Genomic DNA, 16,543 nt, shown 5'->3' on the forward strand with positions numbered 1-16,543 from the left:
CTCGTGCGAAATCTTTAACGGTGCTGCCCGGTATCACTTGCAGAGCGAGCCATTTTGAACGGACCGTGGGTCGCGTCCATGTCCAGAGTCCAGAACAGCAGCGCGAAACCCACCATCCAGCCGGGTGGCAATGTTCCCGCGCCAATGCAGGCTTCCGTGAAGATGATGCCGCTGACCAGCAGCACCGGGTTGGCGTACTTCGGACGGGCGCGGTCCCGCCGGATGTAGGTCAGCAGAGCGAGCAGCAGCGCCGTGATCGCGATGCCGATCGCAAGGTAGTGCGAAGGCCGAAACATATTGGCACTCAAGGCGATCGCGCATAGCAGCGGGACGAACCCTGCCTGGCTCAGCGTCGCGAGGCGGGAGTGCGGGCCGGGCAATATCTGCCAGAACAGGAGCAGATGAAAGACCACGGCGTAGAGCGCGAGCCCGAAGGTCGCCACGACCAGCATGCCTACGTAGCGTTCGCCGAAGGCGGCCGGGCCCATCCACCATCCGACGAGCGTACCGATCAGCGCTTCTATGGCGAGCACGGCCACGGTGCGCGTGCCCCATACCGCGAGTTTGGGCATGGTCAGCCGGTCGGGCGCGGCGGCGTCGCTCCAGAAGCGCAACGAGCGGGCATCCAGGTGGCGTTCGAGCAGGCGGACTTGCTTCCCCTTGAGACCGGCGGCGGCGCGAAGCCTGGAAATGAAACCGGCCAGTTCGCGTGGCAAGGATGGCGACAACGCGCGCAGCAAGGCGCCCGGCCAGCTGAAGGGACGGGATAGCAGGTCTCGTATCCGCTGCGTCCTGGGTATGTCGGGATAGCGATCGCCCGGATGCTGCACCACGCGCGCGAGCTGACGGGTATGCGCAGGCAACAGCAACCAGGTGAGGTGGCGGTCGGCGAGCGCGGACTGGGTCGCCTGCGCATCGCCGAGCGCATCGGCTGGCCAGGCAAAGCATCCGGCCAGTGGCTCGTAGCATTCGCTTGGCATGGGCAGCGCCTCCGCGCGCAGCCACGCCAGGGCGGTGGCGCCGGCCCGTTGCCGTTCCGGCGAGGACCATCCGGTCACCTGCAGCTGAAGCCATGCCCAGAGATGGCCGGCATCGCCTGCCATGCACAGATCGCGCAGTTGCGCCAGGAAGCGCTCAGACTCGAAAGTCTGCTCAATCGTGTGGCCCAGAGGCAACTGCGTGAGATAGCGTCCGATGGGTGCGTAGCGGTGGTGGCAGGCTTCGCGCAGGCGCGCAAGCAGAAAACCGTCCGCGCCACGCGCTACCTGATCCAGTTCGAAGTACGCCAGCAGCGTGTCGAAGCAGGTGGCCGGCATGGGGATCGGTTGTTGGGCCAGGTTCCGCAGCAGCGTGGTCCCGAGTTGCTGCTTCAGTTGCAGCGACCATAGATCGGGATGGTTCTCCAGCCAGGCGCGCAACGCGCCGGCGTCGCCCCTGACGGCGAGCGACGCGAGTTGGCGCAGGAAGGTCTCTGTGCTGCTGCGGGTCGGTATCCCTTGCGCCGGCGGCGGAACGTGCACGCGAAGTGCCTGCGCTGCGATTTCCGGGACGGGCGACGCGTCATGCGCGGCCGAGATGCTGACCGTTGCCGCTGCCGGCGCATGGCTATGGCACCACTGCAGCGCTCGTTGGTACGCATCGTTCAGTCGTTGGAATCCGGCAGGGTCGTCGTCTGGCCGGCACGTCTTCAGCCGCTGCGCGTAGGCGCGCTTGATGGCCTTCTCGTCGGCATCGAGCGCGAGTCCGAGCTGTTCAAACGCATCCTGGATCATGGCGCTTCCTGCGCGGTGGGTGTTCCTGTCCCTGATACCGGATCATCGCGCCCCGAGGCGGCGCGGTGACCGTCAACCCATGAATGCACACGTGTCTTCCCCCTGTCGAAAGATCATGCACGATGGTGGTTACATGCGGAATACGCCATACCGCTGCGGCTCGATCGGTGCATTGAGCGAGGCGGAGATGGCCAGCCCCAGCACGCGGCGCGTGTCGGCCGGATCGATGATGCCGTCGTCCCACAGGCGGGCGCTGGCGTAGTAGGGGTGGCCCTGGCGTTCGTACTGGTCGCGAATGGGCGCCTTGAAGGCTTCTTCGTCCTCCGCGCTCCAGTTCTTGCCCGAAGCTTCGAGGCCGTCACGGCGCACGGTGGCGAGCACCGAGGCGGCCTGCTCGCCGCCCATGACGCTGATGCGCGCGTTCGGCCACATCCACAGGAAGCGCGCGCCGTAGGCGCGTCCGCACATCGCGTAGTTGCCGGCGCCGAAGCTGCCGCCGATCACCACGGTGAACTTCGGCACATGCGAGCAGGCCACGGCGGTGACCATCTTGGCGCCGTCCTTTGCGATGCCGGCGTTCTCGTACTTCTTGCCGACCATGAAACCGGTGATGTTCTGCAGGAATACCAGCGGCACGTTGCGCTGATTGCACAGCTCGATGAAGTGCGCGCCCTTGAGCGCGCTTTCAGAGAAAAGGATGCCATTGTTGGCGACGATGCCCACCGGATAGCCGTGGATGTGCGCGAAGCCGCAGACGAGGGTCTTGCCGTAGCGCGCCTTGAACTCGTGGAACTCCGAACCGTCGACGATGCGCGCGATCACCTCGCGGATATCGAACGGGCGGCGCGTATCCTGCGGGATCAGGCCGTACAGTTCCTCGGCCGGATAGCGCGGCTCGGCCGGCGCACGCAAGGCCAGCGGCATGTCCTTCCTGCGGTTGAGGCTGGCGACGATGTCTCGCGCGATGGACAGCGCGTGCGCGTCGTTCTCCGCAAAGTGGTCGGCCACGCCTGAAACGGACGTATGGACGTCCGCTCCGCCCAGTGCCTCCGCGTCCACCACTTCGCCCGTGGCAGCCTTCACCAGCGGCGGGCCGCCGAGGAAGATGGTGCCTTGCTCGCGCACGATGATGGTTTCGTCGCTCATGGCCGGTACGTAGGCGCCGCCGGCGGTGCACGAGCCCATCACCACGGCGATCTGCGGGATGCCCAGGCCGGACATGCGCGCCTGGTTATAGAAGATGCGGCCGAAGTGCTCCTTGTCCGGGAACACCTCGTCCTGCAGCGGCAGGAAGGCGCCGCCGGAATCGACCAGGTAGACGCAGGGCAGGCGATTCTCCAGCGCGACTTCCTGCGCGCGCAGGTGCTTCTTCACAGTCATCGGGAAATAGGTGCCGCCCTTGACCGTAGCGTCGTTGGCGACGATGACCACTTCGATGCCGTGCACGCGACCGATGCCGGTGATGATGCCGGCCGCCGGCGCGGCGTCGTCGTACATGCCATGCGCGGCGAGCGGCGAGAGTTCGAGGAACGGCGAGCCGGGATCGAGCAGGGCGCGGATGCGCTCGCGCGGCAGCAGCTTGCCGCGTGCGGTGTGCTTTTCGCGGGCCTTGTCGCCGCCGCCTTCCGCGGCGCGGGCGAGCTGACCGTGCAGATCGTCGACGAGTCCGCGCAGGTGCGCGCTGCTGGCCTGGAATTCGGGCGAACGGGTATCGATCTGCGAGGCGATGACACTCATGGCTTGACGCGGCGCTCGAGGGGAAAAGCCGGATGATAGCGGTCGCTGGCCGAAGCCCGAAACGCACCGCCGCATTTGCAGCGCGATGTCTTTGGCGACTTTTCACGAGACGAAAAAAAACCGGCCGCTTGCGCGGCCGGTTTTCTGAAGCATCGCGAAGGGATTACTTACCCTTGGCGGCGTCCTTCGCCTTGTCAGCGGCGTCCTTGGCGGCGCCGGCAGCGTCCTTGGCGGCGTCGGCAGCCTTACCGGCGGCGTCAGCGGCGTTGGTCGCGGCGTCCTTGGCCTGCTCCATGGCGTTGGCCGGAGCAGCGGCGGCGGTGCCGGCGGCAGCCGGGGCAGCGGCGGTGGAAGCCGGAGCAGCAGCCGGGGCGGCGGCGGTCGCAGCCGGGGCAGCCTGCTCGGCAGCCTTCTGAGCCTGATCAGCCGACTGCTGAGCCTGGTCAGCCGACTTCTGGGCGTCCTGCGCGGAATCCTGCGCGCCGTTGCTGCAAGCCGCCAGCAGCGCGACGAGCGCGGAGGCGAGTAGGGTACGCGTGAACTTCATTGTTGAATCTCCTTTGCCGTGGAATGCCGTTTGGCGGGCGTATTAATAGCGCTTTCGTGGAATTTGCGCCACATCTTTATTTAACAAGCCCCGTGCCGGTTATCCCCCTTTCATGGGGCGGGACGACCGCTTGGGGGCCTTCTTAGTTGTCCGTCCGAAACGGCCGTTCAGTCGAGGCATTCCACCGCGACGGCCGTCGCTTCGCCGCCGCCGATGCACAGCGAGGCGATGCCGCGCTTGAGGCCCCGGGTCTTCAGCGCATTGAGCAGGGTGACCACCAGACGGGTGCCGCTGGCGCCGATCGGGTGACCCAGCGCGCAGGCGCCGCCGTTGACGTTGAGCTTCTCGTGCGGGATGCCCAGCTCGCGCATCGGCGCCATGGCGACCACGGCGAACGCTTCGTTGATCTCGAACAGGTCCACGTCCTCGACCTTCCAGCCGGCCTTGTCCAGCACCTTGCGCAGGGCACCGATCGGGGCGGTGGTGAACCACTCCGGTTCCTGCGACTGGGTGGCATGGGCCACGATGCGGGCCAGCGGCTTGATGCCGCGGGCCTTGGCGTCGTCGGCCGAGAGCAGCACCACGGCGGCGGCGCCATCGGAGATGCTGGAAGAACTGGCGGCGGTGATGGTGCCGTTCTCCTTGCGGAAGGCCGGCTTCAGGGTCGGCACCTTGGCGATGTCGGAACGGCCCGGCTGCTCATCGGTGTCGACCTTGACCTCGCCCTTGCGGCCGGCCACGGTCACCGGAACGATCTCGCCGGCGAAGGCGCCGTTCTGCTGCGCAGCCTGGGCGCGCTTGACCGACTCGATGGCGAAGGCGTCCTGCTCTTCGCGGGTGAAGTGGTACTTGTCGGCGCACAGCTCGCCGAACACGCCCATCGCCTTGCCGTCGTACGGATTGGTCAGGCCGTCCCAGGCCATGTGGTCGACCAGCTGGCCGTCGCCGTAGCGGATACCGGTGCGGGCATTGACCATGTGCGGTGCATTGGTCATTGACTCCATGCCGCCGGCTACCACGACCGCGGCCGAGCCGGCCTTGATCAGGTCGTGGCCGAGCATGATGGTCTTCATGCCCGAACCGCAGACCTTGTTGACCGTGGTGCAGCCGACGGCGGTGGGCAGGCCGGCCTTCAGCGCCGCCTGGCGGGCCGGAGCCTGGCCGAGGTTGGCGGGCAGCACGCAGCCCATCAGCACTTCGTTGACGTCCTGCGGGGCGATGCCGGCCTGTTCGAGCGCCGCGGTGATCGCGGTGGCGCCCAGGGCGGGAGAGGGCACGCCGGTGAACTGGCCGAGGAAGGAGCCGATGGCGGTGCGCTTGGCGCCCGCGATGACAACACTGACGTCCGACATGGGGATCTCCGCAAAGGACTGGGGTGGGGCGATTGCCCGGTAGTGATCGGCCGATTATCGCAGCCGCCTACCACTGCCGGCAAACCGCTGGCAAGGCAGGAGTTTGCGCGGAACCTCCGGACGCCTTCGCAATTCATTGCCATGGCTTTGTGAGACCATTCTGCGCGGGAGCTTCTTGTGCCAGCCAAACCGTTGCGGTGTGCCGGCCAGGAGCATCGGCCGGCGATCCGCCGGTCGGCAATGGAACCAGCATCGGGGATCGAATCATGGATACGCGTTTTCCGCGCCACCGCGAGGTGTGCCTCGCCGTCGTCGTCGCCTTGGGCTTGAGCGCTTGCGGAGGAGGTGGCGGCGGCAACGGCAACGTACGCGTCTCGCCTTCCACGCCGACACCCCCGGTTACGCCCACGCCGCCGACCACTCCCGATCCGCCGCTGGATGCGCAGCTCGCGCTCACCGATACCTACGCCGCGCACAACCAGGGTTTCACCGGCAAGGGCGTCACCATCGGCGTGGTCGATTCCGGTGTCATGCGCAACCATCCGACGCTGACCGGGCGCGTGCTCGCGGATCTGATCTACGTCGATCCGACCGCCAACAACACCAGCATCGACGACGTGGTCGGCCACGGCACCTGGGTGTCGGAAGTGGCGGCGGGCACTTCCTTCGCCAAATACCCGGGCGGCATCGCGCCGGGCGCCAACATCGTGTCGGCGCGCATCATCGCCGACCAGGCACCCAAGGATGACGGCTCCGGCCAGGGCAATCGCGTCACGTCCGCCGATCCGCTGGGCGCGATCAACGACGACCTGATCGCCAACGGCGCGAAAGTGATGAACAACTCCTGGGGCGGCCTCTACTGGGACGCCACCGCCACCTCGACCACGCAGAGTTTCCACGACGCCTACAACCGCTTCATCAACAGCTGGGGCGGGCTGGTGGTATTCGCCGCCGGCAACGATGCCAAGGCCAACCCCAGTGACGTCGCAGCGCTACCTTATCGCGCGCCGGACCTCACCCGCGGCTGGCTCACCGTGGTGGCGGTGGACAGCAACAATCCGACCAAGCTGGCCAGCTATTCCAACGCTTGCGGCGTGGCGATGAGCTACTGCCTGGCCGCGCCAGGCAACCTGATCGTCAGCGGCAAGGACGACACCGCCAGCAGCGCCAGCTACTACGTCATCACCGGCACCTCGTTCGCCGCGCCGCAGGTATCCGGTGCAGCGGCCCTGGTATGGCAGGCCTACCCGTATTTCAACAACGACCTGGTGCGGCAGACCCTGCTCGGCACCGCGACCGATCTCGGTACGCCGGGGCCGGACAGCGTGTTCGGCTACGGCATGCTGGACGTCGGCAAGGCGGTGAACGGACCGGCCAAGTTCGACTGGGGCGACGTCACGGTGAACTTCAGCGGCACCTCCAGCTGGAACAACCCGATCTCCGGCGCCGGCGGCCTGATCAAGCAGGGCACCGGCACGCTGCGGCTGACTCAGCCATCGACCTACACCGGCCTGACCTGGGTGCAGGGCGGCGTGCTGTCGGCGAAGTCGCTGGCTTCCGGCGTGGCGATCGGCGCGCAGGGCACGCTGTTGGATACGCATACCATCGGCGGCAATCTCGCCAACGCGGGCGTGCTGACCGTGAGTAGCGGCGACGTCAACGTCGCTGGCAGCTACCAGCAGAGCGGCGCGGGACGGCTCGCGCTGGAGCTCGGTTCGGCCTTGCGCGTCGGCGGCAGCGCCACGCTCACCGGCGGCGATCTTTACGTGATCGGCGCCGGTGCCGGCTACCAGGCCAATTCGCATACCAATGTGCTGGTAGCCAGTGGCGGATTGACCGGTACGTTCTCCGCGCTCAACACGGCGTCCAACGTGTTCCTCACCGCCTCGCTCAACTACGACGCCACCAGCGCCTGGCTCAACGTGCAGCAGGTGCAGGCCACCGCTGTGCAAGGCATGAGCTACACGGCCGCCTCGACCGGCGCCGCGCAGCGCGTGGACGGCGCGTTCCAGCAGATCAACACGCAGCTGGCACAGGGTGCGAGCGGGCAGATTGCCGCCTCGGGCTTCATCGCGGGTGCGGCGCAGCTGCAGCAATCGCCGAACGTCGCCGTGGCGCAGCGCTCGCTGGAAAGCCTGTCCGGCCAGCTGCACGCGGCGAGCGCGGCAATGACGCTGCAAGCCATCGATGCGGGCACGCGCGCGCTGTCGGATCGTTTCGATCAGCTCGCGCAGGCGCCCGCAGCCGGTGCGTGGGCGCAGAGCCTCGGCTATCAAGGTTCGATGGGACGCGCCGGCTACGGCAACGTCGGCCTGGATCTCAACGGCTGGATGGTGGGGCAGGACCGGCGCCTGGGCGCGAACGGCTTCGCCGGTTTCGCGGTGGCGCGCATGCAGGGGCTGGGGCGTCTGACCGAAAGCGCTGACGCCGGCCGCAGCCGTGCCGTGGAAGGCAGTTTCTATGCTGGCGTCACGCGCGATGCGTGGTACGCGATGGGCCGCGTCGGCGTCGGCGATTACCAGGAAAACATGCGTCGCCGCCTGCAACTGGGCGACGCAAATACGGCGGTGGCCAGCGACACGCGTGGGCGCTACGGCGTGGCCTACGGCGAAAGCGGCTATCGCCTCGACGTCGGTGCGGTGCGCGTCACGCCGTACGTGGATATGCAGTACACGCGCATCCAGCGCGATGCCTTCAATGAATTGGGTGGCTACGGTTTCGGCCTGAAGGCCTCAGGCCAGACCATCGAGCGCTGGCAGGCCGGCACCGGCCTGCGCGCCACGCGCAGCTGGCTGGTGCCGAGCCTGGGCCGCCTGGACCTGAAGGCACGCGTGGCCTGGCAGCAGTCGTTCGCCACGCGAGGCGATGTCTTCGACGCCAGCTTCACCGGCCTCAACCAATGGGCCCCGCTGGGCGGCATCGGCCTGGCGCGCTACGCGGGCCAGGCCGGCCTGGGGCTGGACTGGCGCTTCTCTTCGCGCGGCAGCCTGCAGCTCGGCTACGACCATTACTTCGGTCAGCACGATCAGTCGCAGATGGCGACGTTGGCGTACCAGTACGCCTGGTGAGCCGGCAGCGCCGGCTTCGACCTGCCTCCGAAAACGCGACGGCCACGGCATGCCTATGCCGTGGCCGTTTCTTCTCACGGAATGGATGTCGCCGCTTACGACTTGCCGTGAAACAGCTCGCGTCCGATCAGCATGCGGCGGATTTCGTTGGTGCCCGCGCCGATTTCGTAGAGCTTGGCATCGCGCAGTAGCCGGCCGGCGGGAAATTCGTTGATGTAGCCGTTGCCGCCCAGCGCCTGGATCGCCTCCAGCGCCACCTTCACCGCGTTTTGCGAGGCATTGAGCAGGCAGGCGGCCGGATCGATGCGCGACTTGCCGCCGCGGTCGAACTCGGCGGCCACCATGTAGGCGAAGCCGCGCGAGGACTGCAGCGCGGTGTACATGTCCGCCACCTTGGCCTGCATCATGCCGAAGGTGCCGATCGGCGCGTTGAACTGCTTGCGCTCGCGCACGTAGGGCAGCACAAGATCCAGCGCGGCCTGCATCAGGCCGATCGGGCCGCCGGAAAGCACCAGGCGCTCGGTGTCCAGGCCGCTCATCAGCACGCGCACGCCTTCGTTGACCTCGCCGACGATGTTCTCGGCGGGAATCTCGCAATCCTCGAACACCAGTTCGCAGGTGTTGGAGCCGCGCATGCCCAGCTTGTCCAGCTTCTGCGCCGTGCTGAAGCCTTTCATGTCCTTCTCGACGACGAAGGCTGTCATGCAACGGCTGCCGGCGGCGCGCGGAGCGGTGCGCATGTACACCAGCAGCACGTCCGCGTCGGGACCGTTGGTGATCCACATCTTGGAGCCGTTGGCCACCCACACGTCGCCGCGCAGCTCGGCCTTGCAGCTCATCGAGCCGACCACGTCCGAGCCTGCGCCCGGCTCGCTCATCGCCAGCGCGCCCACGTACTCGCCCGAGCACAGCTTGGGGATGTACTTGCGCCGCTGCGCCTCGGTGCCGTTGTGGAACAGGTTCTGCACGCACAGGTTGGAGTGCGCGCCGTAGGACAGGCCCACCGAGCCGGAGGCGCGGGAGATTTCCTCCATCGCGACCATGTGGGCCAGGAAGCCCAGGCCGGTGCCGCCGTATTCCTCGGGGATGGTCATGCCCAGCAGGCCCATCTCGCCGAACTTGCGCCACAGGTCGGCGGGGAAGAGGTTGTCATGGTCGATCTGGGTGGCGCGCGGCGCGATTTCCTTTTCCGCGAAGGCATGCACGCTCTCGCGCAGCAGGTCGATTTCTTCACCGAGGGAAAACGGTCGCATCGCGGGCTCCAGCGAAGGGGGACAATAGGGAGCCGGAAATGGTAGCGCAGGAGGTCCGGGGGGCTTTGGCGCGGCGCACCACGCGGGGCGGGCAGGTCGGAAAACGTCCGATTGCGCTTGTCCGTGAAGTGGATCACAGTTGCGCGCACATAAGGGGTTGGGGGCACTTCAGGAAGAATATGGACGTGAGAGGGTTTCTCGCGCTTCCGGCATTGCTCGGAGGTGTCGTTGCGTGGATGGCCCGGCGACGCGGGCTGAGGGGGCGGCACGTGTCTCCCGTCACGATCGAACTGGGCGCGCTGCGCCTGATCCTGCTGAACCGCGAAGCGCCGGAGGCCAAGGACCCCTGGGCCCGCAACGCGTTGCTGACCCACGCTGCCTGTGCCGTACAGGGGCGCGAGCTGCATGCGTCCGGCGAGCTGATGTCGGCGGTGGATCTGCAGGCATGGCACGGCAAGCTGCCGGCTTTTCTGGACGGCGGAGACGCCGAGCTGCACCTGTGCAGCGTCAGCGATTGCGTCGGCCTGCACCTGCAACAGCCGGTGCGCGACAACATGGCGGCGGTCACCGTGGTGCTGGTCGATCCGTTGGACGACACCCAGACCTTGCACGAGGCCTGGCATGCCGGGCGCGGCCTGCTGTTCCTGGTGACGCGGGGACAGCTGGAAGGTTTTCGCGTCCAGCTGGAAGAGGCCATGCGCCGGTTCCCTGTGCATTACGGCCGCGTCCTGCACGGCATGGCTTGAGCGACGTCACGTCGGCCGCGCTAATGGCGCGTGGCCGGCAGCGCTTGCAGCCGGGCGTAAAACGCGTCAATCCAGTGGTCGCTGGCTGAGCCCTGTCGGCCCATGCCGAAGCCATGCCCGCCGGTGGGATAGATATGCACCGGCGGATTGCGCCGACGTGTAGCGGCCGTCAGGGTACGGGGTGGCCCTTGCTCGCGGTCCAGATGGCGTACCAGTCCTCTGCCGCCAGCCGCACGTCCAGCGCGGCCACGGCTTCGCGCAGGCCGTCGATACGGCCAGTGCCGGTGATCGGATGTGGCCGCGACGGATGGCGCAGGATCCAGGCGAAGGCCAGCGTAGCCACGCTGATGCCGAGCCGCCGCGCGATCTCTTCCATCGCCTGCCGCACGCGCACGGCCTGCGCGTCCTCGCCGGCGAACAGCCGGCCGCCGCCCAGCGGCGACCAGATCATCGGGCGCAGGCCCAGTTGCTGGGCCTGGTCCAGCGTGCCGTCGTCCAGCGCGTTCAGATGCAGCGGCGACAGCTCGATCTGATTGGTCGCCAGCGGATGGCGCGCGTGCAGCAGCGCGAACTGGCTGCTGCGATGGTTGGAGACACCCCAGTGGCGCACCTTGCCCTCGCGCGTGAGCGCCTCGAAGGTGTCGGCCAGCGCGGCCGCGTCCATCAGGTAATCGGGCCGGTGGATCAGCACCAGATCCAGCCAGTCGGTATGCAGGTTGCGCAGCGACTGCTCGACCTGCGCACGCACGTAGCCGGCGGTGGTGTCGTAGTGATTGATGCGGTAAGGCAGCCGCGGCGAGCACAGGCGGATGCCGCACTTGGTCACCAGCTGCATCCTCGCGCGCAACGCGGGCGACGCGGCCAGCGCTTCGCCGAACAGCCGCTCGGCGCCGTAGTCGCCATAGATGTCCGCATGGTCGAACGAGGCGATGCCCAGCTCGAGCGCCTGCTCGATCCAGCGCACGCGTTGTGCCACGTCCAGATTCCAATCGCCCAGCCGCCACAGCCCGGCAACGATGGGAGAGAGTTCGAGACGCGTGGAGGAGGCCGAAGCTTGCATGGCGATGCCGATGGAAACGGGCGCCCATCCTAGCGATCGCTTGCCTCCGCCGCACGCCGGGCGTGCGCAGATGACGCCGGCTCGACGCCCGTCGGCGTAGATGGGCTGCGGGGCAGGTCGCAAGCCATGCCGGCGGCCAGCTCCCTCCCTCTCCCTTTCCGCCCGTGAGGTACGACGCATGAATCGTCTTCTTTCCGCCGTGCTTGCCACGCCGCTGGCGCTCGCCAGTCACGCGGCATTGGCTACCGAAGCGCACGACTGGGCCGCCGTGACGCATGCCTTGCAGCACGGCCAGCGCGTCACGCTGGTGACCGACTTCGCTCAATGCCGCACACCCACCGGTGCTGGCGGCCCGCCGCTGGTCGGTGGCCTGCCCATCGCTTCGTTCCAGCTCGCCGGCAACGCGCTGGTGTTTTCCGAATACCACCCCACCGTGCTGGCCAGCTCGGGGACGCGTGTCGATGAATTCATCCGCTATCGCGCGCAGGCCGACCAGACCTTGACGATCTCGGTGTTCCAGTCGCCGCCGGGCACGGAAAAGCCGACGCAGATCGGTGAGTACCAGTGCGTCATCGGTCAGGGCGCGAAGTTCTACGTCGGGCACCGCTGGGGCAGCGAGGATCGCGGTTGAGCCACCGGGCGGCTCAGCGTTGCTGGGCCGCCACCTTCAACCCGAGCGAAATGAAAATGGCGCCGACGATCTTGCCCTGCCAGCGCACGAGCCATGTCAGCCGTCCGAGCAGGCGGCCCAGCGGGCGGATCGACAAGGCCAGCAGCGTCGTATAGAGCGAACTCAGCGCGACGAAGATGAGCCCGAGCACGGCGAACTGCGCGAATGTCGAGCCATGCTCCGGATGCACGAACTGCGGCATGAAGGCGAGAAAGAACAGCGCCGTCTTCGGATTGAGCAGCTCGGCCGGAATGGCTTGCAGAAAAGCCTTCGCCGGCGCGATGGGCGCCATCGCGGGCAGCGAAGGCGTCTGCGGCTTTTCCAGCATCGCGCGGACGCCGAGATAGATCAGATAAGCGGCGCCGACATATTTCACAGCATGGAAGGCCAGCGCCGAAGTCATCAGCACCGCCGACAAGCCTGCCGCTGCGAACAGGGTATGCATGAAGTCGCCTGCCGCGATACCCAGGCCGGTCAGCACACCGGTCTTTCGCCCACCCTGGATCGTGCGGCTCACCACCAGCAGTACGGCAGGACCTGGCACCAGGAAGAGGCCGATCACGACGGCGACAAACGTAACCAGACTGGCGAGGTCGAACATGACGAATCTCCCGGGAATGGCCGATCCGTATGAATCCCGGACGCGATCACTCTGTCAAGCCAGCCGGGCAGCTTCTGGCGGCACAAAAAAAGCGCGCTCCGGGGAGCGCGCTTCGCGGCGGTTGCGGCGGATGCTCAGTGCACCTTCGCCAGCTTCGCCTTCAGCTGCACGCCGGACATCAGGAAGCCGGCGTGGCATTCGTACTTCTCGCCATCCTTGTATTCGGCGCCGTTGTAGTTGCTGACGATGTCGATCACGGCATTGGCGCCGGCGGCCTTGGCCTCGTCCTGCAGGCCGATCAGCACCGACTGCAGCACCCAGTCGCAGGACTCCTGTTCCTTCTTGCCGAAACCGTTGGTCTTGCGGCTGACGTCGACGTTCTCCTTGACCACGTCCACTTTGCCGGCAGGCGTACTGCCGGCAAGATAGAACTTCACGCTGCCGTCCAGCTTGCCGGCCTTCTCGGCTTCGGCCACCACGGAAGCGAACGGCAGGTGCACCACTTTGTCGGCGGCGAAGGAGGCGACCGGCAGCGCGGTCAGCAGGAGGGCGAGACTGAGGCGAATGGCTTTCATGCGAGTGGATCTCCTTTGGGGTTGATAAGCGCGCGAGGACAGGATGCCCCTGCGAATCAGCACAGCCCGCCGTTGACGGCGAGCACCTGCCGCGTGACATAGCCCGCTTCCGGGCTCATCAGGAACTGCACCGCCGCGGCGACTTCCTCCGGCGTGCCCATGCGCTGCATCGGGATCATCGCCAGGATTTCTTCCAGCGGCAGGTCGGCATCGATCATGTCGGTATCGATCAGCCCCGGCGCGACGCAGTTGACGGTGATCCTGCGCTTGGCCAGCTCGATCGCCAGCGCCTTGGCGGCGCCGATCACGCCGGCTTTGGATGCGCTGTAATTGACCTGGCCGCGGTTGCCGATCAGGCCCGAGACCGAGGTGATGCACACGATGCGGCCCGGCGCGCGGCGGCGGATCATCGGCATCACCAGCGGATGCAGCACGTTGTAGAAACCGTCGAGATTGGTGCGCAGCACCTGGTCCCAGTCGTCGCCGGTCAGCGCGGGGAACGCACCATCGCGGGTAAGCCCGGCATTGCACACGACACCGTAGTAGGCGCCATGCGCCTCGACATCCGCGGTCAGCGCGGCGGCGCAGGCCGCGCGGTCGCCGATATCGAACTGCAGCACGCGCGCCTGCCGGCCCAGCGCCTGGATCTGTGCCTGCACGGCTTCCGCTTCCTCGCGGCGCGAGCGGCAGTGCAGCGCGATGTCGTAGCCGGCGCCGGCCAGGCGCCATGCGATGGCGCGGCCGATGCCGCGGCTGGAGCCGGTGACCAGGATCGTGTCGGTCATGCGGGGGAACCTTTGTCGAGCGATGCGGCAAAGGTAGCCGCGTCGGGGGGGCTGAAGACAGTGAGCCGGGCCTCGGCCGACACGCCGCCGCCGTCGATGCGGCAGGCGAACACGCCCATGCCTTCGTCGTCGTGGAAGCCGCGGGTGGCCTCGACGCGCAGTTCGACGCCGGCGGGAAAGGCGTCCGCGTCGCAGCGGTATTGCCGCGCGCCGAGCAGGAAGCCGAGCCGTACCGGTTCGCCCGCCGCGCGCGCGTGGCAGCCGGCCCAGGCCGCGATGGCCTGCGCCATCAACTCGATGCCGGCCCAGGCGGGCAGGCCGCCGTCGGCATCGACGAAAGGCTCGCCCGCGCGCAGGCCGCGCGCGCACACGATGCGCTCGGCTTCCAGTTCGTCCACGCGGTCGAGCAGGATCATCGCGCCGGCATGCGGCAACACCTCGGCGACCGGCCACCGGCTCATGCAGCGTCTCCCAGCACCAGCGCGGCATTGTTGCCGCCAAAGGCGAAGGAACTGCTCATCAGGCGGCGCGGCCCTTGTGCCGGCAGGCGGTCGCCGACGCGGGCGAAGCGCAGCGGCGGCAAGGCCGGATCGCCTTCGCCATCCCACACGTGCGGGGGCAGACGACCGCCCTCATCGCGCAAGGCCAGCCAGCAGAATGCCGCCTCCAGCGCGCCGGCCGCGCCGAGCGTGTGGCCGGTAAGCGACTTGGTGGAAGAGCACGGCACGCCCTGCGGGAACAGCGCAGCCATCGCCAGGCTTTCCATCGCATCGTTGTGCTCGGTGCCGGTGCCGTGCAGGTTGACGTAGTCGATCTGCTCCGGCGCGAGACCGGCATCGGCCAGCGCCGCGCGCATGGCGGCGCTGGCGCCCACGCCCTGCGGATCCGGCGAGGACATGTGATAGGCATCGGAGCTGGCGCCGCCGCCCAGCAGCGCCACCGGGCCGGGTTCGCGCGTCATCAGGAACAAGGCGGCCGCTTCGCCGATGTTGATGCCGTCGCGCTGGCGCGAGAACGGGCGGCAGCGCTGCGCATCCAGCGCTTCCAGCGCGTGGAAGCCGTTGATCGGCAGGCCGGCCAGCGTATCCGCGCCGCCGCACAGCACGGCATCGCATATCCCCATGCTCAGCAGGCGCCGTGCGCTCAGCAGCGCACGCGCACCGGACGTGCATGCGGTCGAGATGCCGAAGCAGGGGCCGGCCAATCCCAGCCATTCGGCCAGGAATTCGGCTGGCGCGCCCAGTTCCTGGTGCGCGTAGCGATAGCCGGCTGGCCACGCGCCATCGCGGCGGAACGCGGCGATGCCGTGGCAGGCCTCGTCGATGCCGGTGGTGCTGGTGCCGATCACCACGCCGATGCGCTCGCTGCCGTAGCGTGCGATCGCAGCGCGGATCGAAGGCTCGATGTCCAGCGCTGCGGCGTAGAGCAACCGGTTGTTGCGGTTGTCGCGCGTGGCGGCCAGCGCGGGCGGCAGGGCCGGCAGCGCATCCTCCACCGCGGCCAGCGGCACCTCGCGTGCGGGAATCCAGCCACCGGTCGCGCGGATGCGCGAGTCGTCGCCGGCGAACAGCGCTTCGGCCACGGCGGCCTTGCCCATGCCCAGGGCACAGGCCACGCCAAGCTCGTTGAGCCAGGTACTCATGCCGCCACGGCGGGCTTGCGCGCCGCCACGTTGACTAGCGTCTCCTCGCGCTGTCCGGGCGGCGGCGGGGCGCGCAGCCCCCAGCGCTCCAGCAAGCCGAAGTCCTTGGAGCGGCTCCACCACAGATAGGGCAGGGAGACGTGGCGCGGCTCGAACACGAAGCCGCGGCCGCGCAGCATCGCCAGGTATTCGTCGGCGCTCTTCTGCACATCCATCGGATGACGGAAGAACCAGCGGATCACCCAGGTATCGATATAGGCCTTGGTCGATTCGGCGAACAGCAGCAGGCCGCCCGGCTTGAGCACACGCCAGAACTCGTCCAGCGCGCGCTCCTGTTCCACCAGGTGATGGAAGGTCTGATGGCAGAACACGATATCGACGCTGGCATCCGCCACGCGCATCTGCGCGCAGTCCGAGGCGATCAGTTCGGCGTCGATGTTTTCGCGCTGCGCTTCGGCGCGCGAAAGCTCCAGGCTGTGCGGGTCGGCATCGAGGCCGATGATGCGCCGCGGCTGGAACGCATCGCGCAGCAGGCGGAACGACTTGCCCTGGCCGCAGCCGGCATCGAGCAGCACGCCGCCGGTGGGCAGCGGCTCGCCGATCAGGCGCTTGAGGTCGTTGATCGCCACGCGCAGCACATGGTGCTGCCAGGTATGCGTGCGCAGGAACTGAAAGCCGAGGCGGGTTTCCTCGACGTAAGTGGGGCTGGCGTATTTCAGGGAAGGGACGTTCATG

The 16,543-nt window shown here is 67.7% G+C and carries 15 protein-coding genes; 3 read left to right on the forward strand and 12 right to left on the reverse strand.

Going from position 1 to position 16,543, the window contains the following annotated elements:
- Window positions 1–14: 14 nt before the first annotated feature.
- The 4 genes from ACNR9O_RS04420 to ACNR9O_RS04435 all read right to left on the reverse strand — a co-directional run bounded on the left by ACNR9O_RS04420 (window position 15) and on the right by ACNR9O_RS04435 (window position 5,408).
- Window positions 15–1,772 (reverse strand): J domain-containing protein, encoded by a 1,758-nt coding sequence (locus tag ACNR9O_RS04420; protein ID WP_473682480.1) that lies wholly within the window; start codon window positions 1,770–1,772, stop codon window positions 15–17.
- A gap of 129 nt (window positions 1,773–1,901) precedes the next feature.
- Window positions 1,902–3,509: a carboxyl transferase domain-containing protein gene (locus ACNR9O_RS04425; protein WP_473682479.1), complete on the reverse strand. Its 1,608-nt coding sequence runs from the start codon at window positions 3,507–3,509 to the stop codon at window positions 1,902–1,904.
- A gap of 163 nt (window positions 3,510–3,672) precedes the next feature.
- A complete protein-coding gene (locus tag ACNR9O_RS04430) occupies window positions 3,673–4,056 on the reverse strand; it encodes a hypothetical protein (RefSeq protein ID WP_473682478.1) in 384 nt (127 codons plus the stop codon).
- A 167-nt stretch (window positions 4,057–4,223) separates the two neighbouring features.
- Window positions 4,224–5,408: an acetyl-CoA C-acyltransferase gene (locus ACNR9O_RS04435; protein WP_473682477.1), complete on the reverse strand. Its 1,185-nt coding sequence runs from the start codon at window positions 5,406–5,408 to the stop codon at window positions 4,224–4,226.
- A 266-nt stretch (window positions 5,409–5,674) separates the two neighbouring features.
- Between ACNR9O_RS04435 and ACNR9O_RS04440 the strand changes: the two genes are divergently transcribed.
- Window positions 5,675–8,476, forward strand: coding sequence for a S8 family serine peptidase (locus ACNR9O_RS04440; RefSeq protein ID WP_473682476.1), 2,802 nt, complete (start codon window positions 5,675–5,677; stop codon window positions 8,474–8,476).
- 95 nt (window positions 8,477–8,571) lie between these two features.
- Here ACNR9O_RS04440 and ACNR9O_RS04445 read toward each other — a convergent pair whose 3' ends face one another.
- Window positions 8,572–9,729 carry an isovaleryl-CoA dehydrogenase gene (locus ACNR9O_RS04445; RefSeq protein ID WP_473682475.1) on the reverse strand — a complete coding sequence of 386 codons (1,158 nt, stop codon included), beginning with the start codon at window positions 9,727–9,729 and terminating at the stop codon, window positions 8,572–8,574.
- A gap of 269 nt (window positions 9,730–9,998) precedes the next feature.
- On the opposite strand from ACNR9O_RS04445, the gene ACNR9O_RS04450 reads away from it, so the two are divergent.
- Window positions 9,999–10,475 (forward strand): WapI family immunity protein, encoded by a 477-nt coding sequence (locus ACNR9O_RS04450; RefSeq protein ID WP_473682474.1) that lies wholly within the window; start codon window positions 9,999–10,001, stop codon window positions 10,473–10,475.
- A 169-nt stretch (window positions 10,476–10,644) separates the two neighbouring features.
- On the opposite strand, the gene ACNR9O_RS04455 is transcribed toward ACNR9O_RS04450, so the two are convergent.
- Window positions 10,645–11,535, reverse strand: coding sequence for an aldo/keto reductase (locus tag ACNR9O_RS04455; RefSeq protein WP_473682473.1), 891 nt, complete (start codon window positions 11,533–11,535; stop codon window positions 10,645–10,647).
- Between the two features lie 178 nt (window positions 11,536–11,713).
- On the opposite strand from ACNR9O_RS04455, the gene ACNR9O_RS04460 reads away from it, so the two are divergent.
- Entirely contained in the window at window positions 11,714–12,166 is a 453-nt protein-coding gene (locus tag ACNR9O_RS04460; protein WP_473682472.1) for a VirK family protein, read from the forward strand.
- Window positions 12,167–12,179: 13 nt separating this feature from the next.
- Here ACNR9O_RS04460 and ACNR9O_RS04465 read toward each other — a convergent pair whose 3' ends face one another.
- From ACNR9O_RS04465 to ACNR9O_RS04490, 6 genes are all read right to left on the reverse strand, one after another.
- Window positions 12,180–12,806 carry a LysE family translocator gene (locus ACNR9O_RS04465; RefSeq protein WP_473682471.1) on the reverse strand — a complete coding sequence of 209 codons (627 nt, stop codon included), beginning with the start codon at window positions 12,804–12,806 and terminating at the stop codon, window positions 12,180–12,182.
- Between the two features lie 134 nt (window positions 12,807–12,940).
- Window positions 12,941–13,381, reverse strand: coding sequence for a hypothetical protein (locus ACNR9O_RS04470; protein ID WP_473682470.1), 441 nt, complete (start codon window positions 13,379–13,381; stop codon window positions 12,941–12,943).
- Between the two features lie 56 nt (window positions 13,382–13,437).
- Window positions 13,438–14,166, reverse strand: coding sequence for a 3-oxoacyl-ACP reductase FabG (gene fabG / locus ACNR9O_RS04475; protein ID WP_473682469.1), 729 nt, complete (start codon window positions 14,164–14,166; stop codon window positions 13,438–13,440).
- Complete coding sequence (locus ACNR9O_RS04480) at window positions 14,163–14,627, reverse strand: hotdog family protein (protein ID WP_473682468.1); 465 nt, start codon at window positions 14,625–14,627, stop codon at window positions 14,163–14,165. The genes fabG and ACNR9O_RS04480 overlap by 4 nt, the downstream gene beginning before the upstream one ends.
- Complete coding sequence (locus ACNR9O_RS04485; protein ID WP_473682467.1) at window positions 14,624–15,808, reverse strand: beta-ketoacyl-ACP synthase; 1,185 nt, start codon at window positions 15,806–15,808, stop codon at window positions 14,624–14,626. Before ACNR9O_RS04485 ends, ACNR9O_RS04480 begins: the two co-directional genes overlap by 4 nt.
- Window positions 15,805–16,542, reverse strand: coding sequence for a class I SAM-dependent methyltransferase (locus ACNR9O_RS04490; protein WP_473682466.1), 738 nt, complete (start codon window positions 16,540–16,542; stop codon window positions 15,805–15,807). Before ACNR9O_RS04490 ends, ACNR9O_RS04485 begins: the two co-directional genes overlap by 4 nt.
- Between the last annotated feature and the right edge of the window lies 1 nt (window position 16,543).

This window comes from Dyella sp. CR10 (assembly GCF_055814425.1).

What these genes read in the sequence shown, in the direction of transcription:
- ACNR9O_RS04435 (WP_473682477.1), bottom strand. Translation starts at nt 5,408, where the DNA reads ATGTCGGACGTCAGTGTTGTCATCGCGGGCGCCAAGCGCACCGCCATC.
- ACNR9O_RS04465 (WP_473682471.1), bottom strand. Translation starts at nt 12,806, where the DNA reads ATGTTCGACCTCGCCAGTCTGGTTACGTTTGTCGCCGTCGTGATCGGC.
- ACNR9O_RS04480 (WP_473682468.1), bottom strand. Translation starts at nt 14,627, where the DNA reads ATGAGCCGGTGGCCGGTCGCCGAGGTGTTGCCGCATGCCGGCGCGATG.
- ACNR9O_RS04425 (WP_473682479.1), bottom strand. Translation starts at nt 3,509, where the DNA reads ATGAGTGTCATCGCCTCGCAGATCGATACCCGTTCGCCCGAATTCCAG.
- ACNR9O_RS04455 (WP_473682473.1), bottom strand. Translation starts at nt 11,535, where the DNA reads ATGCAAGCTTCGGCCTCCTCCACGCGTCTCGAACTCTCTCCCATCGTT.
- ACNR9O_RS04470 (WP_473682470.1), bottom strand. Translation starts at nt 13,381, where the DNA reads ATGAAAGCCATTCGCCTCAGTCTCGCCCTCCTGCTGACCGCGCTGCCG.
- ACNR9O_RS04460 (WP_473682472.1), top strand. Translation starts at nt 11,714, where the DNA reads ATGAATCGTCTTCTTTCCGCCGTGCTTGCCACGCCGCTGGCGCTCGCC.
- ACNR9O_RS04445 (WP_473682475.1), bottom strand. Translation starts at nt 9,729, where the DNA reads ATGCGACCGTTTTCCCTCGGTGAAGAAATCGACCTGCTGCGCGAGAGC.
- ACNR9O_RS04420 (WP_473682480.1), bottom strand. Translation starts at nt 1,772, where the DNA reads ATGATCCAGGATGCGTTTGAACAGCTCGGACTCGCGCTCGATGCCGAC.
- ACNR9O_RS04430 (WP_473682478.1), bottom strand. Translation starts at nt 4,056, where the DNA reads ATGAAGTTCACGCGTACCCTACTCGCCTCCGCGCTCGTCGCGCTGCTG.
- ACNR9O_RS04440 (WP_473682476.1), top strand. Translation starts at nt 5,675, where the DNA reads ATGGATACGCGTTTTCCGCGCCACCGCGAGGTGTGCCTCGCCGTCGTC.
- ACNR9O_RS04485 (WP_473682467.1), bottom strand. Translation starts at nt 15,808, where the DNA reads ATGAGTACCTGGCTCAACGAGCTTGGCGTGGCCTGTGCCCTGGGCATG.
- fabG (WP_473682469.1), bottom strand. Translation starts at nt 14,166, where the DNA reads ATGACCGACACGATCCTGGTCACCGGCTCCAGCCGCGGCATCGGCCGC.
- ACNR9O_RS04490 (WP_473682466.1), bottom strand. Translation starts at nt 16,542, where the DNA reads ATGAACGTCCCTTCCCTGAAATACGCCAGCCCCACTTACGTCGAGGAA.